22 protein-coding genes, 1 tRNA gene and 1 riboswitch are annotated in these 19,565 nt (G+C 38.2%); of the genes, 19 read left to right on the forward strand and 4 right to left on the reverse strand.

Annotation, left to right across the window (positions count from 1 at the left end; all coding sequences use genetic code 11):
* Nucleotides 1-86 precede the first annotated feature (86 nt).
* Both uvrC and ABC382_RS22045 read left to right on the forward strand, forming a co-directional pair.
* Nucleotides 87-1,877, forward strand: coding sequence for an excinuclease ABC subunit UvrC (gene uvrC, locus ABC382_RS22040; RefSeq protein WP_312507433.1), 1,791 nt, complete (start codon nucleotides 87-89; stop codon nucleotides 1,875-1,877).
* Between the two features lie 105 nt (nucleotides 1,878-1,982).
* A riboswitch (Lysine riboswitch) is annotated at nucleotides 1,983-2,161 on the forward strand.
* 134 nt (nucleotides 2,162-2,295) lie between these two features.
* The gene (locus ABC382_RS22045; protein WP_412927086.1) at nucleotides 2,296-3,522 is read left to right on the forward strand and encodes an aspartate kinase; all 1,227 of its coding nucleotides are present in this window, start codon (nucleotides 2,296-2,298) and stop codon (nucleotides 3,520-3,522) included.
* A gap of 90 nt (nucleotides 3,523-3,612) precedes the next feature.
* Here ABC382_RS22045 and ABC382_RS22050 read toward each other — a convergent pair whose 3' ends face one another.
* Nucleotides 3,613-4,047 carry a YslB family protein gene (locus ABC382_RS22050; RefSeq protein ID WP_274794016.1) on the reverse strand — a complete coding sequence of 145 codons (435 nt, stop codon included), beginning with the start codon at nucleotides 4,045-4,047 and terminating at the stop codon, nucleotides 3,613-3,615.
* Between the two features lie 272 nt (nucleotides 4,048-4,319).
* Between ABC382_RS22050 and ABC382_RS22055 the strand changes: the two genes are divergently transcribed.
* The 13 genes from ABC382_RS22055 (at nucleotide 4,320) to ABC382_RS22115 (ending at nucleotide 14,656) form a co-directional block, all read left to right on the forward strand.
* A complete protein-coding gene (locus ABC382_RS22055) occupies nucleotides 4,320-4,928 on the forward strand; it encodes a succinate dehydrogenase cytochrome b558 subunit (protein ID WP_274794015.1) in 609 nt (202 codons plus the stop codon).
* Between the two features lie 65 nt (nucleotides 4,929-4,993).
* Nucleotides 4,994-6,748, forward strand: a complete 1,755-nt coding sequence (gene sdhA / locus ABC382_RS22060) for a succinate dehydrogenase flavoprotein subunit (RefSeq protein WP_274794014.1) — start codon at nucleotides 4,994-4,996, stop codon at nucleotides 6,746-6,748.
* A 5-nt stretch (nucleotides 6,749-6,753) separates the two neighbouring features.
* Nucleotides 6,754-7,533 (forward strand): succinate dehydrogenase iron-sulfur subunit, encoded by a 780-nt coding sequence (gene sdhB, locus ABC382_RS22065; protein ID WP_016991544.1) that lies wholly within the window; start codon nucleotides 6,754-6,756, stop codon nucleotides 7,531-7,533.
* 260 nt (nucleotides 7,534-7,793) lie between these two features.
* Nucleotides 7,794-8,258, forward strand: a complete 465-nt coding sequence (locus ABC382_RS22070) for an acyl-CoA thioesterase (RefSeq protein WP_312507435.1) — start codon at nucleotides 7,794-7,796, stop codon at nucleotides 8,256-8,258.
* A gap of 253 nt (nucleotides 8,259-8,511) precedes the next feature.
* Nucleotides 8,512-8,733 (forward strand): helix-turn-helix domain-containing protein, encoded by a 222-nt coding sequence (locus ABC382_RS22075; protein WP_004226437.1) that lies wholly within the window; start codon nucleotides 8,512-8,514, stop codon nucleotides 8,731-8,733.
* A 74-nt stretch (nucleotides 8,734-8,807) separates the two neighbouring features.
* Nucleotides 8,808-9,260, forward strand: coding sequence for a MarR family winged helix-turn-helix transcriptional regulator (locus ABC382_RS22080; protein ID WP_016991542.1), 453 nt, complete (start codon nucleotides 8,808-8,810; stop codon nucleotides 9,258-9,260).
* Between the two features lie 10 nt (nucleotides 9,261-9,270).
* Complete coding sequence (gene racE, locus ABC382_RS22085) at nucleotides 9,271-10,068, forward strand: glutamate racemase (RefSeq protein WP_274794012.1); 798 nt, start codon at nucleotides 9,271-9,273, stop codon at nucleotides 10,066-10,068.
* Nucleotides 10,069-10,200: 132 nt separating this feature from the next.
* Complete coding sequence (gene rph / locus ABC382_RS22090; RefSeq protein WP_274794011.1) at nucleotides 10,201-10,950, forward strand: ribonuclease PH; 750 nt, start codon at nucleotides 10,201-10,203, stop codon at nucleotides 10,948-10,950.
* A gap of 1 nt (nucleotide 10,951) precedes the next feature.
* On the forward strand, nucleotides 10,952-11,545 hold the full coding sequence (locus ABC382_RS22095) for an XTP/dITP diphosphatase (protein WP_274794010.1): 594 nt from the start codon (nucleotides 10,952-10,954) through the stop codon (nucleotides 11,543-11,545).
* A 12-nt stretch (nucleotides 11,546-11,557) separates the two neighbouring features.
* Nucleotides 11,558-12,061 (forward strand): metallophosphoesterase, encoded by a 504-nt coding sequence (locus ABC382_RS22100; protein ID WP_412927090.1) that lies wholly within the window; start codon nucleotides 11,558-11,560, stop codon nucleotides 12,059-12,061.
* A gap of 133 nt (nucleotides 12,062-12,194) precedes the next feature.
* Nucleotides 12,195-13,655, forward strand: coding sequence for a protein adenylyltransferase SelO (locus ABC382_RS22105; protein ID WP_412927091.1), 1,461 nt, complete (start codon nucleotides 12,195-12,197; stop codon nucleotides 13,653-13,655).
* A gap of 93 nt (nucleotides 13,656-13,748) precedes the next feature.
* On the forward strand, nucleotides 13,749-13,919 hold the full coding sequence (locus tag ABC382_RS22110; RefSeq protein ID WP_274794007.1) for a DUF2639 domain-containing protein: 171 nt from the start codon (nucleotides 13,749-13,751) through the stop codon (nucleotides 13,917-13,919).
* Nucleotides 13,920-13,978: 59 nt separating this feature from the next.
* A complete protein-coding gene (locus tag ABC382_RS22115) occupies nucleotides 13,979-14,656 on the forward strand; it encodes a YqjF family protein (protein WP_274794006.1) in 678 nt (225 codons plus the stop codon).
* On the opposite strand, the gene ABC382_RS22120 is transcribed toward ABC382_RS22115, so the two are convergent.
* On the reverse strand, nucleotides 14,657-15,307 hold the full coding sequence (locus tag ABC382_RS22120) for a hypothetical protein (protein WP_322606064.1): 651 nt from the start codon (nucleotides 15,305-15,307) through the stop codon (nucleotides 14,657-14,659).
* Nucleotides 15,308-15,396: 89 nt separating this feature from the next.
* On the reverse strand, nucleotides 15,397-16,143 hold the full coding sequence (locus ABC382_RS22125; protein WP_322611828.1) for an SDR family NAD(P)-dependent oxidoreductase: 747 nt from the start codon (nucleotides 16,141-16,143) through the stop codon (nucleotides 15,397-15,399).
* Nucleotides 16,144-16,363: 220 nt separating this feature from the next.
* Between ABC382_RS22125 and ABC382_RS22130 the strand changes: the two genes are divergently transcribed.
* The 4 genes from ABC382_RS22130 (at nucleotide 16,364) to ABC382_RS22145 (ending at nucleotide 18,075) form a co-directional block, all read left to right on the forward strand.
* Nucleotides 16,364-16,437, forward strand: a tRNA-Arg gene (locus tag ABC382_RS22130).
* A gap of 166 nt (nucleotides 16,438-16,603) precedes the next feature.
* The gene (locus ABC382_RS22135) at nucleotides 16,604-16,816 is read left to right on the forward strand and encodes a hypothetical protein (RefSeq protein ID WP_407134028.1); all 213 of its coding nucleotides are present in this window, start codon (nucleotides 16,604-16,606) and stop codon (nucleotides 16,814-16,816) included.
* 171 nt (nucleotides 16,817-16,987) lie between these two features.
* Entirely contained in the window at nucleotides 16,988-17,230 is a 243-nt protein-coding gene (locus tag ABC382_RS22140) for a site-specific integrase (RefSeq protein ID WP_407134030.1), read from the forward strand.
* 596 nt (nucleotides 17,231-17,826) lie between these two features.
* The gene (locus ABC382_RS22145; protein WP_412927092.1) at nucleotides 17,827-18,075 is read left to right on the forward strand and encodes a hypothetical protein; all 249 of its coding nucleotides are present in this window, start codon (nucleotides 17,827-17,829) and stop codon (nucleotides 18,073-18,075) included.
* Nucleotides 18,076-18,138: 63 nt separating this feature from the next.
* Here the strand turns inward: ABC382_RS22145 and ABC382_RS22150 are convergent, their stop codons facing one another.
* Nucleotides 18,139-19,425 carry a flagellin N-terminal helical domain-containing protein gene (locus ABC382_RS22150; RefSeq protein ID WP_412927093.1) on the reverse strand — a complete coding sequence of 429 codons (1,287 nt, stop codon included), beginning with the start codon at nucleotides 19,423-19,425 and terminating at the stop codon, nucleotides 18,139-18,141.
* Nucleotides 19,426-19,565: the final 140 nt, after the last annotated feature.

Raw genomic sequence — 19,565 nt, forward strand, 5'->3', positions numbered from 1 at the left:
AAAAGCCGAGCCATCAATTGATGTGTTCGGCTTTTTTTCGTTATATAATATAGAGAGGAAATTTTACTTAGGGGGGCAGGTAGGTAATGAACGATTTAATTAAGCGTAAACTGGATATTTTACCCGATCAGCCTGGCTGCTATTTGATGAAAGATCGACAGGGGACAATTATTTATGTCGGTAAAGCGAAAGTACTGAAAAATCGTGTGCGTTCTTACTTTACAGGTACACATGAGGGGAAAACACAAAGACTTGTAAGTGAAATAGAAGATTTTGAGTATATCGTGACATCATCCAATATTGAAGCACTTATTTTAGAGCTGAATCTCATTAAATTACATGATCCAAAATACAATGTCATGCTAACGGATGATAAGACATATCCATATTTAAAAATTACCAACGAAAAACATCCGCGTCTTATTACAACACGAAAGGTTAAAAAGGATAAGGCTAAATATTTTGGCCCCTATCCTAATGCATATGCGGCAAGTGAAACGAAAAAGCTATTAGATCGATTATATCCGCTACGCAAATGTGTACAATTACCTTCAAAAGTTTGTTTGTACTATCATATGGGTCAATGCTTGGCTCCCTGTGTAAAGGAAATTGATGGTCAAACTTATCAAGAAATGATTGAGGATATGACAAAGTTTTTAAATGGTGGTGTTGAGGCAGTTAAAAAGGAGCTGGAAACTAAAATGCTTGCAGCTGCTGAAAATTTGGAATTTGAACGTGCGAAGGAGTTTCGAGACCAAATTGCACACATTGATACAGTTATGCAAAAACAAAAAATTGTATCAAGTGATACAACAAACCGTGATGTATTTGGCTATGCTGTTGAAAAAGGATGGATGTGTGTACAAGTATTTTTTGTCCGACAAGGTAAATTAATAGAACGTGATGTCTCCATTTTCCCGATCTATCAAGATGCTGAAGAAGAATTTTTAACATTTGTTGGGCGTTTCTATGAGAAACCAGAGCATATAAAGCCAAAAGAAGTTTTTATTCCACAAGCCATTGATGCAGCCATTTTAACGGAATTATTAGAGATCAAAGTACTCACACCAAAACGAGGACAGAAAAAGGAATTGGTAGATTTAGCAACCAAAAATGCTGAAATAGCTGTGGCAGCTAAATTCCAGCTGATTGAACGACAAGAAGAACGTACAATTGGTGCTTGTGAGGTTCTTGGTGAGGCAATGGGTATAACGACGCCATTACGAATCGAAGCTTTTGATAATAGTCATATGCATGGCACGGATGCCGTCTCTGCTATGGTTGTTTTCATTGATGGAAAGCCTGCAAGAAAGGAATATCGTAAGTACAAAACGCGTTCAGCAGCCAAGCATGATGATTATGGCGCTATGCAGGAGGTCATCCGTCGTCGTTATACGAGGGTTTTAAAAGAGGGTTTACCATTACCAGATTTAGTCCTCATTGATGGAGGAAAAGGGCAAATGGAAGTAGCTCGTGAAGTATTAGAAGATGAACTAGGGCTTGTTATACCAATTGCGGGTTTAGCAAAGGATGACAAGCATAATACATCGCAGCTATTGTTTGGTGATCCGCCAGAAGTGATCGCCTTAAAGCGTACAAGTGATGGTTTTTATTTGTTACAACGAATTCAAGATGAAGTCCATCGCTTTGCTATTACGTTCTTGCGTCAACAGCATGAGAAGCATGCTATTCAATCTGTCCTTGATCAAATCGAAGGGATAGGACCTAAACGTAAGCAACAGTTGCTTAAACATTTTGGGTCAGTCAAAAAAATTCGAGAGGCGAGCGAACTAGCTTTACAGGAGGCTGGGATGCCTGCTAAGTTAGCAAGCCAAATTTACTCCTATTTTCAGCAAGAATCGTTGTCAAAGGAATAGACATGTGCTAAGGTTGTAAATAACATTGTTGTTCAATGTTAAACAGCCCTTTGGACGGCTAGTTAGTGGACGCCAGGGCTAATAAATTTAATACTTCACTTTTAAGGTGATGATAGAGGTGCAAGATTCAAGAATAGCACAATGGAGGATGAACAAGTCCAGAGACATTGTGTGAAAGGGGAGCTTGCCGAAGTACAGCATTGTTGTTTCCTTTGTTGTACTGGTTTTGCATTTAAGAAATGTAAGACTGTCGATTCTAAACGTTTCGGAGAGCTATCACACATGCGCAAGTTACGATTATTGTACATGTTATAAGCAGCTTTCACGTTATGTGGAAGTTGCTTTTTTAGTTTTCTAGAGACTGTTTTTACACTTCGAAGTTAAGTGAAATACGCAGACTGGAAAGGGGAACAAAAAAATGGCTAGAATTGTGATGAAGTTTGGAGGAGCTACATTAGAATCAACGGGCCACATCCAAGAAATGGCTCGAAAAGCTATTGCTGAGAAGGATAAAGGGTTTGATGTAGTAGTGGTAGTAGCGGCAATGGGACAAACTGCAAAAGACGTAAAGATGATGGTGAAGCGTTTCACTGACGATGTGTCAAAGCGAGAATTAGCTGCAGTGATGTCCACATGTACTCAATTATCTAGCTCTTTATTTGCTATTGCATTACAAGAAGCAGGCTATAAGGCAGTGTCATTAACTGGATGGCAGGCAGGTATTCATACGGATCGTATGTATCGACATGCACGTATAGACAATATAGATGTCCATCGTATTGAAGAACATTTTGAACAAGGCCAAATTGTAGTCATTGCTGGAGAACAGGGTGTTGACGACGATTATAATATAACAACTCTTGGAAAGGGTGGAGCGGAAACAACAGCTGTAGCTCTTGCCATAGGTTTAGAGGCAGAGAGAGTTGATATATATAGCAATGTGGATGGTGTTTATACAGCCGATCCACGCTATGTTACAAATGCCCAAAAGCTACAGGAAATTTCTTACGATGAAATGTTGGAACTATCCAATTTAGGTTCACATGTTATACATCCACGGGCAGTAGAGTTAGCGAAGAAGTTTCAATTACCAGTTATCATCCGCTCTAGTTCAGTAGAGTCGGTAGGTACTTTATTGAAGGAGGAAGTGGAAATGGAGAAAAATTTAGTAGTTCGCGGTGTAGCTTTTGAAGCAGATATTATTCGGTTAACAGTTGGGTATGATGCCTATAGCGAAGGTTCATTAGCCGATATGTTTACCATCCTAGCAGAAAATCGGATCAATGTAGATATTATTGTTCAAGCGATTATTGATGGATTAAAGCCGACTGTATCTTTTTCCATTTTAAAAGAGGAATTTGCGGAAGCATTGCGGGTTCTAGAAGATAGCAAAGTATCACTTGGCTTTAGCTTTGCTGACTTCGAAATAGGGTTAGCAAAAGTTTCCATTGTTGGTTCAGGTATGGCGTCTAATCCTGGTGTTGCTGCCCGTATGTTTGATCGATTACGCCATGAAAACATTCCCGTAAAAATGGTTAGTACATCTGAAATAAAAGTATCAGTTGTCGTACCACAGGATGATATGATCCGTGCAGCAAATGCATTACATGATGAATTTAATTTAGAGCAAGCACTTTATATATAATAATAGAAGAAACAGCATTTTATGTAATTGTTCGAAATGATAGGAAGAAAAAAGGATTGTCATCCCATATAAGGGAGGCAATCCTTTTCATTACTCTGTAGGGATGGTATTCATAATACGTTCCTTAACATCCCATTTGACTGTAAACATGACATGGTGTTGCTTTTCTCGTTTTTCTTCATAGCATTCTGTAAGATAGCCTTTAGCTAATTGAATTTGTTCAGCTATAAATCCCGCCTCAAGTCTAAAGCTACGTTGTTTGATTTGTAATATTTCTGGGTCATTAGTCAATTCGAAAATGCGACCATCCTTTGATTCTTTTAATAACGCTAATGTACCCCAACAGGCATCTGCGAAAAATGCGATAAGTTCGTCTTGACTTTTACATGGAAACTTACGTGCAAGCTCTTTACCTGCCCAATAAAGGACATCATCTTCATGTTTACCAAGTATAGAAGATAGAATATGATCGCGAATGATCTCATAACCAAATGATGAGATTGTAGGAGATGGAGTGTTTAACATTGTTATCCTTCTTTCTTAGAATATTCTTAAAATTTGGCGGTAATAAAGTAATGATAGATTTTTCGAGAAAAAACGACGCATCATGTACTATATTAGTTCTTTAATAAGCTCTATGAAAAACTCCGAGTTGCCTTGACGCTCGTAGCTCTTGAGAGTACAATAAACATGTCATAATATTGTACCATGATGAAATACACAGTCAATGAAGTATCATTTACAAAATGATGACTTCTTTTGTTGTGCTATTTTAAGTACTAAGGGGGGTAACAGTCTTGTCGAAAGATCGAGAGTTTTTATGGCGTCGCTTACATTCTCTACTTGGGATCATTCCAGTAGGTCTGTTTTTAACGATGCACCTGTTCATTAACTTTACAGCAACAGGCGGGGCAGAAAGTTACAACGATGCTACCGCAGTAATGGAAAAGATTCCATTCCTTATCCTAGTTGAATGGATTGTCATCTATATTCCATTAATGTTCCACGCATTCTATGGTGTTTACATTGCATTCACTGCTACACCAAACACAGGACGTTTCAGCACGTACCGTAACTGGATGTTCTCTTTACAACGTTTCACTGGTGTATTCCTAGTGATTTTCATTGCATGGCATATTTTCCAAACTCGTATTCAAAAAGCACTTGGCACACACGTTGATTACGACATGATGGCAAATATCGTGAATAATCCATTCATGCTTGGATTCTACATTGTTGGTATTTTATCAGCAACTTTCCACTTATCTAACGGTTTATGGGCATTCCTAGTAAGCTGGGGTATTACACAATCTCCTCAGTCTCAAAAGATTGCTACTTACGTAACAAACATTATTTTCGTAATTCTAAGTGTAGTTGGTGTGGCTGCTATTTTAGCTTTCGTTTAATTCCATAGAAGCTAGGATAGACACATGCAATCATTGCAATTTTTTAAGAGGAGTGAGAAATAATCATGGCGAAAAGCAAAATAATTGTTGTCGGCGGTGGTCTTGCCGGTCTGATGGCAACGATTAAAGCAGCTGAAGTTGGTACTGAAGTTGATTTATTCTCATTAGTTCCTGTAAAACGCTCACACTCTGTTTGTGCGCAAGGCGGAATTAATGGTGCGGTAAATACAAAAGGTGAAGGGGATTCTCCATGGATCCACTTTGATGATACAGTATATGGTGGGGACTTCTTAGCGAACCAACCACCAGTTAAAGGTATGTGTGATGCAGCACCTGGCATTATTCACTTAATGGACCGTATGGGTGTTATGTTCAACCGTACACCAGAAGGACTTTTAGACTTCCGTCGTTTTGGTGGTACACTACACCACCGTACAGCTTTCTCTGGTGCTACAACTGGACAACAATTACTATACGCACTTGACGAGCAAGTTCGTTCACACGAAGTAGCTGGTTTAGTAAATAAATATGAGCACTGGGAATTCCTTGGTGTTATTATCGACGAAGACGGCGTTTGCCGTGGTATCGTAGCGCAAGATATGCGCACAGAAGAAATTAAATCATTCCGTGCAGACGCTGTTATTATGGCGACTGGTGGCCCTGGTATTATCTTCGGTAAAACAACAAACTCTGTTATTAATACAGGTTCTGCTGCTTCTATCGTATACCAACAAGGTGCTTCTTATGCGAATGGTGAGTTCATTCAAATTCACCCAACAGCGATTCCTGGAGATGACAAAAACCGTCTAATGTCAGAATCTGCTCGTGGTGAAGGTGGTCGTATTTGGACTTATAAAGACGGTAAACCTTGGTACTTCTTAGAAGAAAAATACCCAGCTTATGGTAACTTAGTACCACGTGATATTGCAACACGTGAAATTTTCGACGTTTGTGTAAACCAAAAACTTGGTATCAACGGCGAAAACATGGTATATCTAGATCTTTCTCATAAAGATCCACATGAATTGGACGTTAAACTTGGTGGTATCATCGAAATCTACGAAAAATTTGTAGGGGATGACCCACGTAAATTACCAATGAAAATCTTCCCAGCTGTTCACTATTCAATGGGTGGATTATGGGTTGACTATAACCAAATGACTGAAATTCCTGGTCTATTTGCAGCAGGTGAATGTGATTACTCACAACACGGTGCAAACCGTCTTGGCGCAAACTCATTACTATCTGCTATCTACGGTGGTATGGTTGCAGGACCAAACGCAGTAGATTATGTAAAACATCTTAAAAAGCATGCTGAAGATCTTCCACAAGACCTTTATGATGCTCGCGTAAAAGAAGAACAAGCTAAATGGGAAGCTATCATGAAAATGGATGGCACAGAAAACGCTTACTTACTTCACAAAGAGCTTGGTGAAATGATGACTGCTACAATGACTGTAGTACGTTACAATGATCAGCTTGAAGAAACACTGAAAAAACTTGATGAGCTAACTGAGCGTTGGAATAATATCAACATTAACGATACGCAAAAATGGAGTAACCAAGGTGCACACTTCACACGTCAACTTAAGAATATGATAGTTCTTGCGAAAGTAATGACAAAAGGTGCATTATTACGTAACGAATCACGTGGAGCACACTATAAACCTGATTTCCCTAACCGTGATGATGAGAACTTCTTAAAGACAACAATGGCGAAGTTTGACCCAACTACTGGTAACCCAATTATCACGTACCAAGAAGTCGACGTTTCTTTAATCCCACCACGTAAACGTGACTACTCTGCGAAAGGAGACTAAAAGTTATGCAAATCGCAGCTAATACTGGAAGAATGGTTAAAGTGGAAATCTTACGTCAAGATACACAAGGCGGCAATAGCTACTGGCAAAAATTCCAAGTACCTTACCGTCATGGTATGAACGTAATTTCAATTTTAATGGAAATTCAAAAAAACCCTGTTACTGAAAATGGTGAAAGCACAACGCCAGTAACTTGGGATATGAACTGTTTAGAAGAAGTTTGTGGTGCATGTTCAATGGTAATCAATGGACGTCCACGTCAATCATGTTCAACACTTGTTGACCAATTGACAGAGCCAATTAAACTTGAGCCAATGAAAACATTCCCTGTTATTCGTGACTTACAAGTTGACCGTGAACGTATGTTCAATGCACTTAAAAAAGTTAAAGCATGGGTACCAATCGATGGTACTTATGATTTAGGTGAAGGTCCACGTATGCCAGAAGGTAAACGTCAATGGGCTTATGAATTATCTAAATGTATGACTTGTGGTGTATGTATGGAAGCATGTCCAAACGTGTCTGAAAAAGCTTCATTCATCGGACCAGCTCCATTATCACAAGTACGTCTTTTCAATACTCACCCAACAGGTGCAATGATTAAAGATGAACGTTTAAATGCTATTATGGGTGATGGCGGCCTTGCAAACTGTGGTAACTCTCAAAACTGTGTTGCTGCATGTCCAAAAGGTATTCCTTTAACAACATCTATCGCTTCACTTAACCGTGCAACTACAGTGCAAATGTTCCGTAACTTCTTCGGTTCTGATCACTACGTAGACTAATATCGGATAAGCGGGCTTTCAAACTCCCTTACACTTTTGTGTGAGGGAGTTTTTTATATTTATAGAAACCAATCTAATGATGTAATGGGTAGCAATATTTGCAATAAAAATAGGTAAATAGTGAATTTTTCTATGCTAATAAAGCAATTTCTTTTATAATGAATATTGATTCATTTACTATTTGCCATGATTAATAAAAGTGCAAATGCATTACTCGACTTAAAATAGGAGTGGCAAACAATGAAAAGGGGATGTGTAACATGAAGGCGAAATATATTGAAAATTTACAAGAGTGGCAAAAGGATTTTTCCTTTTATAGTGAGGTACGTGTACGTTTTTCGGAAACGGATATGTACGGGCATATGAACAATACCGTTAGCTTTACATATTTTGAGCAAGCAAGAATTGATTATTTTCGTCATTTAGGTATTTTAATGCCTTCAGCAGTGGATGAAGGTGTAAAAGCTATACCGATAGTAGCTGATTTACAATGTGATTATGTAAAACAAGTTTTCTTTGATGATGTTCTACGAATTTACACAAAGATAGCGAATGTCGGGAATTCTTCAATGGACATTCATTATCTAGCAAAAAATCAGAAGAATGAAATATGCTTTACAGGTCGCGGAACAATTGTGCAAATGGATCCTCGAACAGGCAAAAGTGTGCCGATTTCAGAGGAGGAGAGAGCTCATTTAATTAGTCTAGCAATTATTTCTCAGTAAAAAGGAGTGTAGCCATCTTGTTCAATTTCGTGATAGCTGTTTGCGAGTAAACCGCTAACCAAACTACATTGGCAATCATCTCGACGCTTAATTGTGGTGAGATATGGACCCAATGAACAGAAAACGAACGTATGTGTCGAAACAATTTCCGAAATTTTTAAAGAAAACATGTAATAATCATGCAAATAGCCGTCACCGCTTCAAGCCCCTTAACATAAGTTACAATACGTGCGGGGGAGGAGGGTGTAACTGAATGAATGGCTCTCATCATCGTTCTCTTTTAACAAACCGAGAACGTGAAATATTTGCGCTTTTATTAGCTGAAAAAACAACGAGAGATATTGCAGAGCAGCTTGGTATTAGTGAAAAAACAGTGCGGAATCACATTTCCAATACAATTCAAAAGCTAGGTGTAACGAATCGATCTCAGGCGTTAATTGAGCTGTTACGCTTGGAAGAATTTAAATTAGACTAATGGACACTTGCTATTTCGTGAAAAAAACGACAAAATAGAACTATTCAACGTATTTTTAGGAGTGAAATAGTTATATGTCGGATGAAGTAACAAAGCACTCACCTGAAACCGTTGCAACGGTTGAAAAGGAATTACGCTATATAGCGGCCATCGTGAAGCAAAAGGGAAGAGAGATTGTTTCCGATTATGCGATCACGCCGCCACAATTTGTTGCATTACAGTGGTTAGAAGAGCTTGGTGATATTACAATTGGCGAATTATCAAACCGTTTATATTTAGCTTTTAGTACGACAACCGATTTAGTGGACCGTATGGAGAAAAATGAATTAGTCAAGCGTGTGCGTGATGAAAATGATCGCCGTGTCGTTGTCGTTCATCTTCTCGAAAAAGGCGAACGTATTATTCAAGAAGTTATTGAAAAAAGACAGCAATATTTGCAAGAGATGCTTGTTGGTTTTAATGAACAAGAAGTCGCGCAATTATCAAGCTATTTAGAAAAACTACATGTACACATGAAACAGGATTGAGGCGGAAAGTATGAATGCCCCGATAGGCGTTATTGACTCAGGAGTAGGCGGTTTAACCGTAGCAAAAGAAATTATGAAGCGATTGCCAAATGAAACGATCTATTATATTGGCGATACAGCAAGATGTCCGTATGGTCCAAGAAGTCGTCAGGAAGTACGGAATTTTACATGGCAAATGGCAAAAGCACTTGAAAAAATGAATATTAAGATGCTTGTTATTGCTTGTAATACAGCGACTGCAGTAGCACTCGAAAGTTTACAAAGAAATATGCCTTTTCCGGTACTAGGTGTTATAAATGCTGGCGCACGTGCAGCTGTAAAGAAAACGAAGCGACATGAAGTCGTTGTGCTTGCAACAGAAGGAACAATAAAAAGTGGGGCGTATGAAGAAGCCTTATTGTCACTTAATACGTCAACACATATTATTCCACTAGCTTGTCCAACATTCGTACCACTTGTAGAAAGTGGCGAATACAAAGGTGACTTTGCTAATCAACTGATAGCGGAAGGCTTAAAGCCGTTGAAAAATCAACAATTCGATACGGTTATTTTAGGATGTACACATTATCCTATCCTACAAAAACAAATTGAAGCTGTTGTCGGAGAAGATGTTAATGTACTCTCTTCTGCGGAAGAAACAGCAAAGGATGTTCAAGAAATGTTAGCGTATAACGGCACTTTAGCAAACGCAAATACGGTGCCTGCTCATAAATTTTTTGCAACCGGTTCTGTTCCAATTTTCCGTTCGATTGCTGAGAATTGGCTAGGGCAAGGTACTCTTGACATAAAACGTATGACATTAAAATAAAAAATCAGCTTAGCAACTGGCTAGGCTGATTTTTGCCGTTTTCAGCATCATACATAAGCCGACGAGTACTTTTTTGATGAAACAAATTATGATAAGATGAGTGCGCGAAAGCTTTTAGGAGGAACGAAATATATGACAAGATTCGATGGAAGAAATGCAGACGGGCTACGACCGATAAAAATGGATAGTGAGTATCTTTTACATCCAGAAGGCTCCGTATTGATTCAAGTGGGAAACACAAAAGTAATTTGCACAGCTACAATTGAAGACAAAGTACCTGGCTTTTTACGTGGGCAAGGAAAAGGATGGATTACTGCTGAGTATTCAATGCTCCCTCGTGCAACAGCTCAACGTACACCTCGTGAATCTTCTCGTGGGAAAGTCAATGGACGTACGATGGAAATTCAGCGCTTAATTGGGCGTTCATTGCGTGCTGTAGTGGATTTAGAAGCATTGGGAGAACGTACAGTATGGATTGACTGTGATGTCATTCAAGCAGATGGAGGCACTCGTACAGCATCCATTACAGGTGCATTTGTTGCCATGACACAAGCTATTGCTAAATTTGCTGAGGAAAAGCCATTCGAGAAATTCCCAGTAACAGACTTTTTAGCAGCAACTAGTGTAGGTATCGTAGAAGAGCAGGGTGCCATTTTAGATTTAAATTATGTTGAAGATGTAGCTGCTGCTGTTGATATGAACATTGTGATGACAGGTGCAGGGCGATTTGTTGAATTACAGGGAACTGGCGAAGAAGCAACCTTTTCCCGTGAAGAACTGAATGAATTGTTAGCGTTAGGTGAAAAGGGCATTCAGCAATTAGTAGAGCTCCAAAAAACAACACTTGGTGAACTAGCAAACAAGGTTGGAGGGAATCAATAATATGAAACAAGTAGTAATCGCAACTAAAAATAAAGGAAAAGCAAAGGATTTCGAAGCATTATTTGGACCACTTGGTTATGAAGTAGTAACAATGTTTGAAGTGGCACCAGAAATGGAAATAGAAGAAACAGGGACAACGTTTGAAGAAAATGCAATCTTAAAAGCAGAAGCCTTAGCAAAAGAGCTTGGTACGATTGTGATTGCTGATGATAGTGGTTTAGCAGTAGATGCTTTAAATGGTGAACCAGGCGTGTATTCTGCTCGCTATGCTGGCGATCATGATGATGAAGCAAACATGATAAAACTATTAGAAAATTTACAAGGGGTCGAAGATGATAAACGTACAGCACGTTTTTGCTGCTGCATTGCTATAGCAGGTCCCGAATTTGCAACAACAACGGTCTTTGGTACATGTGAAGGTGTCATTGCACATGAAAAACGTGGAACGAACGGGTTTGGTTATGATCCTATCTTTTTCGTACCAAGCTTAAACCGTATGATGGCAGAGCTTTCTCCAGAAGAAAAAGGAGCAATTTCTCATCGTGGCAATGCCATTCGCAAGTTAAAGGAGCAATTACCGAATCTTATAAAATAAGAGGTGATATCCATGAAAATACTTGTTATGAGTGATACACATGGTGACAGCCAAGTCATTGAAAGAGTAAAGGGTTTTTATCCAGAAATAGACACTGTGATTCATTGTGGAGATAGTGAGCTTCCTTTCGCGCATGAGTCATTAGCGGGAATGATAAAAGTACGTGGGAACTGTGATCATGAGAAGGCTTATCCAGAAGAAGAAATTTTCATGAATAATGACGTAAGGATTTTTATCACCCATGGTCATTTGTTCAATGTGAAAAATTCCATTCTTTCATTATCCTATCGGGCTAAAGAGCTAGATGCACAAATTGTGTGCTTTGGTCATTCCCATATCCTCGGTGCTGAAATGATAGATGATATTTTATTTTTAAATCCTGGAAGCTTATTAAAACCACGTGGTCGTAAAGAGAAAAGCTTTGCTATTGTGGAAATAGAGGCTTCTTCTTTTAAAGTGGCATTCTGGACTGACGATCACCAATGTATAGCTAGTCATACATTTCAAAGAAAATAAGAGGAAATGAATCCGCAAGACTTCCGAAGTTATTGCGGATTTTTATATTGACTATGAATAGTGGTAAAATTGTCTATGAATGAAAGATGATGAAATAGAAAAAATAAACTCAAAAGGAACCAAAGGAGACATCATGAAAAAGACAATTGGCTGGCATTTTGATAATAGTTATGTTCGACTACCAAGTATTTTTTATTCCGACATTTCATTAAATCCTGTACGTTCACCAAAACTGGTGTTGCTTAATGAAGCAGTAGCAACATCACTTGGCCTAGACATTGAAGCTTTACAAGATGAGGAGGCAGTAGCCATTTTGGCTGGTAGTAAAATCCCAGAAGGTGGCGAACCAATTGCGCAGGCTTATGCAGGACATCAATTCGGTCATTTTAATATGCTAGGTGACGGTCGGGCGCTGCTATATGGTGAACAAATAACCCCCCATAATGAACGCTATGATATCGCATTAAAAGGTTCCGGTAGAACACCTTATTCTCGTGGTGGTGATGGAAGAGCTGCATTGGGTCCAATGTTAAGGGAGTATATTATAAGTGAGGCGATGTACGCGTTAGGAATTCCTACTTCCCGCTGTTTAGCAGTCGTGACTACCGGTGAAACGATTATGCGTGAAACTGAATTGCCAGGTGCGATTGTCACACGAATTGCCAGTAGCCATTTGCGTGTAGGAACCTTTCAATTTGCCGCAAACTGGGGGACGGATGAGGAGCTTCAGCTCTTAGCTGATTATGCATTAGAGCGACATTTCCAAGCAGATTTAGGAGACCAAAATCGTTATCTTTATTTACTACAGGAAGTAATCAAAAAACAAGCGTCTCTTATAGCTAAGTGGCAATTAGTTGGCTTTATCCATGGTGTGATGAATACAGATAATATGACGATTAGTGGTGAAACGATTGATTATGGCCCTTGTGCGTTTATGGACACCTATGATCCAGCGACAGTATTTAGCTCAATTGATCATCAAGGTCGTTATGCTTATGGCAACCAGCCAAATATAGGTGGCTGGAATGTCACACGCTTGGCTGAAGCGTTACTCCCTTTAATTCACGAAGATCAGGAGGAAGCTATTCAACTGGCACAGGATGTTCTGCAACAATATCCCCAGCTGTATACTCAAAATTGGATGAAGGGGATGCGTGCTAAGCTAGGATTATTTACTGAAGAACAAGAGGATGCAGCATTAATTGAAGAACTTTTGCAGCTCATGCAACAATACAAAGCAGACTATACAAATACATTTATCGCGTTAACATTTGACCAGGTAGATGAATCTGAGTTATTTACTGCATCAGCTTTTAAAGAATGGTATCAAAAATGGCAAGCGCGATTAGAGAGGCAGCAGCAGACGAAAGAAATGTCACAACAATTAATGCAACAGCATAATCCTGCTGTTATTCCACGCAATCACAGAGTAGAAGAGGCATTAGAAGCGGCAGTAGAACGAGGGGATTATAGTGTGATGAACAACTTATTAAAAGTCCTTGCGCAGCCCTACGCCCATACAAAAGAGCAACAGAACTATGCTTCATTGCCTGAATCGTGTAGTCAACCATATCGCACTTTTTGTGGCACTTAAAAAAGAGAGGATACCGCCTCTCTTTTTTTATTGCACAAAGGCACCCTCAAGAATTCAAGTGCATACCCTATGTATGAATAAAGATAAAGGAGAATGGGTTCGGTGCATCAATATTCAAAAGGTTGGTTTGTCAAAAAATTACGAGCACAGGGGATAATGGTTCATCCCCAATACAAAAGTCATTTAGGTTTGTATAAAGAATCTGAATTACGTAATTTATATTATCGTTATGTTGAAATAGAATCTGCTGAGCAAGATAAATAGTTCGTTTGTTTGAATAACTCCTTTCTAGGAAAAACTAGTCGTTAGAAAGGAGTTTTATTATGTGGATGATGACACAAACATGGCAAGATGTATTATTCTTACATTGGCCTATATCTCCCCAAGAACTACAAAAATATATACCGAATGAGTTACAGCTCGATCTCTTTGAAGAGAATGCTTGGCTTAGTGCTGTCCTTTTTAAAGTTCATCGACATCGACTTCGCTTTCTACCGCCCATCCCTGGCATGAATAACTATTTACAGTTGAATGTCCGAACATATGTCAAGTATAACGGTAGGAAAGGAATCTATTTTTTTCATCTAGATGTGACTAATTATTTACTATCAAAGGTAACGGCAATCGGGAGCTTACCATATCGTTATTCACAATTAGTAGGCAAACAAATTGATCATCACTTTTCTTATACAAGCCATTACAAGGCATGTGATGAAAGATTAAAAGTTACTTTTACATTGGGGGATCATACAGCCACGAATTTTGATCACTGGATCGTAGAACGTTATCATTCATGGTCAAAATACAACAATAAACTGCTTCGTATTGATATCCACCACTCACCTTGGGAGTTGCAACGAGCCAGAGTAACCATTCAAAGCAATTCACTCGCTTCCTTTATGAAAAAAACTTTTCAACATATGGAGCCTATTGCCCATTATGCCAAGAACAAGGTGGCTAGAGTTTTCCCACCAGTAATGGAACATAAAAAGCTTACGTAATTAAAAGAGGTAACAAAATTGCATCACAATGGCGCTGGCAATCATATCAGACATCGCAAGTGCCTCTGCTTCAATTTCATCAAAAACCTCTACATCTGCTTGATAATCTTTTTGTATCATCGTCACCGCTTCATTTTTCGTTAAAGCTAAATGCGTATAAAACATTTTTTGTACAGCTTCTCTACTTAAATAAGGATTGATTGTATGCAAAAATATGGAAATATCATCTGCATTGCGATACCATTCTTTTTCTTTCACTTCCGCTGTTGAAGCATCGCCTTTAGCAGCTGCTGTTACTAATTGTGCAGCAATAAGTAAATGCTCCTTAATTAAGGCCGCATAGCGATCTGCTACAGAGTCACCGTAAAAGGGCCGTAGACAATTACCTAAATCGGTTGCATTTCGTAGCAAACGCTGCTGCACAAAAGGTAAATCAGGTAAATTAAAGACAATGCTGATGATCGTCATCCGTGTCCAATTCACATGCTCCATCCAGAGTAAGCGATTCATGGCCATAAAATCTGCTTCGTTTTTACTGATACAACGACGATAATCATTGGAATTTAAAATGTGTCGAATCGGTGCCGTATATTGACCATAGGGACCTTGGTACAGCTGGCTTAAAGTAAAACCATTTGAATAGGGGTACAAGGCTTCACTCCTTCTTGTTTTTTCTCCTACAGTAGCATACTCCGCACAATCTCTAAGTATGAAGAACAAGAAAGTAAAGGAGATTATGATTACTCTTCGTAAATCATCTTTTTGGTCATACCACCATCAACGGTAATATTAATGCCTGTCACAAAATTATTCTGCGGATTAGTTAAATAGAGACAAGCCTGTGCGATATCTTCTGGTACACCAACCCTTCCCGACAAATGCTGCGCATGATCTATTGGACGAAGAGCTGCATAATCGCCAGTTTCAATCCAACCAGGCGAAATACAATTCACAGTAATCTGATCAGGCCCTAAAGATCGGGCTAAAGCATGGGTTAATGCCACAATCCCACCTTTTGTAGCCGTATAGGCTTCTGTATCAGGCTCAGACATTTCCGCTCGCGTCGAAGCCAATGAAACAATCGCACCACCCTTCGCATTGTGTCTCATCACCTTTGCTGCCTCTCTTGCACAAAAAAAGGTACTCGTTAAATTCGTATGCAAAAGATCACTCCACTCCTCAAACGTCACATCATAAGGAGATTTATGCTGAAACTTTCCAGCGTTATTAATTAAAATATGAATCGTCCCGTATTGCTCAACAGCTCGTTGCATTAAATGAACGATCTCCTCTTCCTTCGTCACATCCGTGTGAACAAATAATACAGAGTAGCCTTTAGCAAGCAGATCCTGTTCTAATTGTTGACCAAGCCCTTCATTTAAATCGGCAATCACTACTTTTGCTCCCTGTCGTGCATAGGCATGAACAATACCTTTCCCAATCCCCTGTGCACCACCTGTGACAATAACAACTGAATCCTTAAACATCAAACATACCTCCAAGTTTTTATCGCCAATAGTGTAGCAAAATTTTTTATATTCGTCCCTTTAGAAGGTGAAGAGATGGTATAATTGATACTATCACAGCATATGATAAAAAATATGAGGCAAACCTTGCCTACATAGTAAAATTAATGTTGACATTATGCTATAAAGTACATATAATAAATATTGTCCTTCCTATGGAATACATAAGAAACGACATCATGTCTCAGTAGCTCAGCTGGATAGAGCAACGGCCTTCTAAGCCGTCGGTCGGGGGTTCGAATCCCTCCTGGGACGTCTAAAAATCAGTCACAAACCATTGATACAATTGGATTTGTGAGAAACTAGGGATTCGGTCGGGGCTTCGGTCACTGATGCAGAATCCCTTTTTTATTACCCAAAGAAATTACGTAAATAGCGTACCGAAATTATCTTCCAATTCAATTGAATGGAGGATTTTTTTATGACTAAAAAGACGGGATTGTTTGATGTGGATTTCACACTGACAACAACCAAAGAGCTTACAGCTTCTTTCGAAGAAGGAAAGATTGTCACAGCTCGCTACAAGCCCTTTTCAGAAGCGTTAGGAACTATAGTTAATCAAATGGAGGTGAGTGGTTATCGTCCTCAAACTATCAAAGCTTACAACAGTAGACAAGATTTACTCGTGGCTTGATAGTATGCAGGAAGTGAATCAAACAAAGCTAACACGTATAAAGGTATTGAAATCTTTCTTAGGCAAGTGTTTCACCAATGGTTGGCTGAGCTTGAACTTTTGGCAATCAATCAATGTGAAGGTAGATAAGAGGGTAAAAAGGGAGCAAAGCTAAAAGACATTGCAATCTTAGTGTCGTTAATTGATAAAAGTACATTCATTGGTCTGAGAGATGTAACAGCTATTTTAACGATGTACAAGACAGGGATTCGCATTAACACTCTAGGGCAGTTAAGAGAATCATATATTGATTGGGGAAACTATCGTGAAGGTAGAAAGCCTACATACACAAAAGCACAGCTTGACCACGCTATGAAGCTAAAGGAAAAACTCATTCGTTCAAGCAAGTGGAAGAAGCAACAGGAATCAGTATGAGTACCTTGAAGCGTGAGAGCAAGAAGCGTAAAGCCCAAATAATTTAATAATAATGATAGAGGAGCATACATAAATAGATACGTTCCTTTTTTATATAACTTGGAGTAGCGATATTATTGGGTGAAGAAGACCTTGTTTATGATTATTTTAAACTTACTTTTTATGATTTAGATAAAATCAAAATTCTGAATTAGAATCGGAATCATGATTGCTTACAAAGAGTAAAAGGAAAAAATAGTTACAAAAGAAAAAATAAAATATCATTTTATTTTGAGTGTGACACAGGAGCGACAGAGCAACTCGTGGAGTTATAGGAGTGTCACAAAGCGGTTCCTAGAAGACGAATTGACAATTGGTCAGTGAAGGATGGAAGCGTGCTAGGTGAACGAATGGAGCGCTACAGAGTGTGGGAGTAAAGGGGGGGTGTTTTCCGATATTGAGGGATGGTTTCTTCTTATATATAAGTGACATGTTGTACTCACACAACATGAGGTTGCTAACGAAACGAATAACCACATACTCGATGTAATCAATATAATTGGTATATAACTATATTAGTGAATCTGATTAGGTGTTATAAAATGGAGGGGTGAAACTTGAAAATTGTATATTTTAACGATACTGGTAGAGAAATAAGTATCTATCCAGCAACTGAGGTACATGGCACAAAATGTGATATGCCGACAATTTATCCATTAGATGAACGGACTATTCTACCTGAAAACACATATCCTTGGGTAAAAATGTGGGACTATAGACAAGAGCATGGTCTTAGTATTTTATCTCCCCTCAAAGTGGAGAGTAAAAAATCTTCATTCATTGAGGCTCATTTTACTAGCAAATAAAATCATACTTTTATTATTAATTTATTGATTATAAAAGAGGGCTATTCTAAAAGCCCTCTTCAATTATTGAAGTAATTGCAATACGCTATTTGGTTGCTGATTGACTTGTGCAAACATTGCTTGTGTTGCTTGCATTAGGATATTATTCTTAGTTAATTCCATCATTTCTTCAGCCATGTCTGTATCCCGAATGCGTGATTCAGTAGATTGGAGATTTTCAGATGTGTTTGTAACAGAATTATAAGTGTGTTCAAGTCGATTTTGAATAGCTCCTAGTTTAGAACGTTCAGTTGAAACAAGGTTAATTGCATTATCAAAAGTATTGATTGCAGAATTAGAGCCAAGTTGTGTTGATACATTGACTTCATTTATTGCTAGTTTTGAAACTGTTATATTTGGAAGTTTGAAACGAAAACTTTGATTAGAATTAGCACCAATTTGAAAATTCAGTTGTGAATTTATTCCATCCGTATCTAGTATCATGCCTTTCTTTTTATAAATTATTTCACGGCTTTGATTAGGCTCTATTAGGAAAGAGTCATAAGGTTGTGCTGTTCCTCCAGTATATTTAACATTAGGTTTGCTAATCAACAATATTACGTTTCCGTGTTTTTCCATTCTAATAGAATAATCATTTATCAATTTTTGCTTGTTAGCAGTGCCTGATATACCATTTTTTATATTATTAAATTCCGTCAACAAATTGTCTAATGACTCCTCCAGCGTGGTTCCTAATGGTACATAGTCCCATACGGTATTTGGATTAAAGCTGAAAGTCAGATACCCTTCGCCACCCATAGGATTATCGCCACTAATACCAAAACCGCTAGAGATAGTAGCATTAGAAAAAAAATCATACACCATTATTCTTTCATCGTTTGAAGTAGTTAAAAGTAACTTATTTTCTATAGTACCTTCAACAAAATTATCTTTACCACCATTTAAAAGTTTTTTTGTATTAAACTCTGTATCTTGGGCTATTCGATCAATTCCATTTTTAATTTGTTCTATCTCTATCTGTAAATTTATTCTATCCTCAAATGTATTGGTATCATTTGCGGCCTGAACAGATAGCTCTCTTCCACGTTGAAGAAGTGAGTGTACTTCATTCATAGCACCTTCAGCCGTCTGTATAAGAGAAATTCCATCTTGAATATTCTTTGAAGCCATATCAAGACCACGAATTTGACCACGCATTTTTTCTGAGATTGCTAAACCAGCCGCATCATCACCTGCACGATTAATTTTAAATCCTGAAGATAACTTCTCTAAGACTTTTTCGGTTTTTCCTCTATTAATTTCTAGCTTATTGTTAGTGTTTAATGATGAAATATTATGTCTAATTCTCATAAAGAACATCCTTTATTATATATATATATTAATAAATAAAATAGAACTATATAGTATTTTGCGTATATAAGTCATAATAACAATTTAATGGTATTTTATCTAGATATATACTCCGATATTAAGTTATTTAATATCTAAAG

Source organism: Lysinibacillus phoenicis, assembly GCF_047238325.1.
Taxonomy (GTDB): Bacteria; Bacillota; Bacilli; order Bacillales_A; family Planococcaceae; genus Lysinibacillus; species Lysinibacillus irui.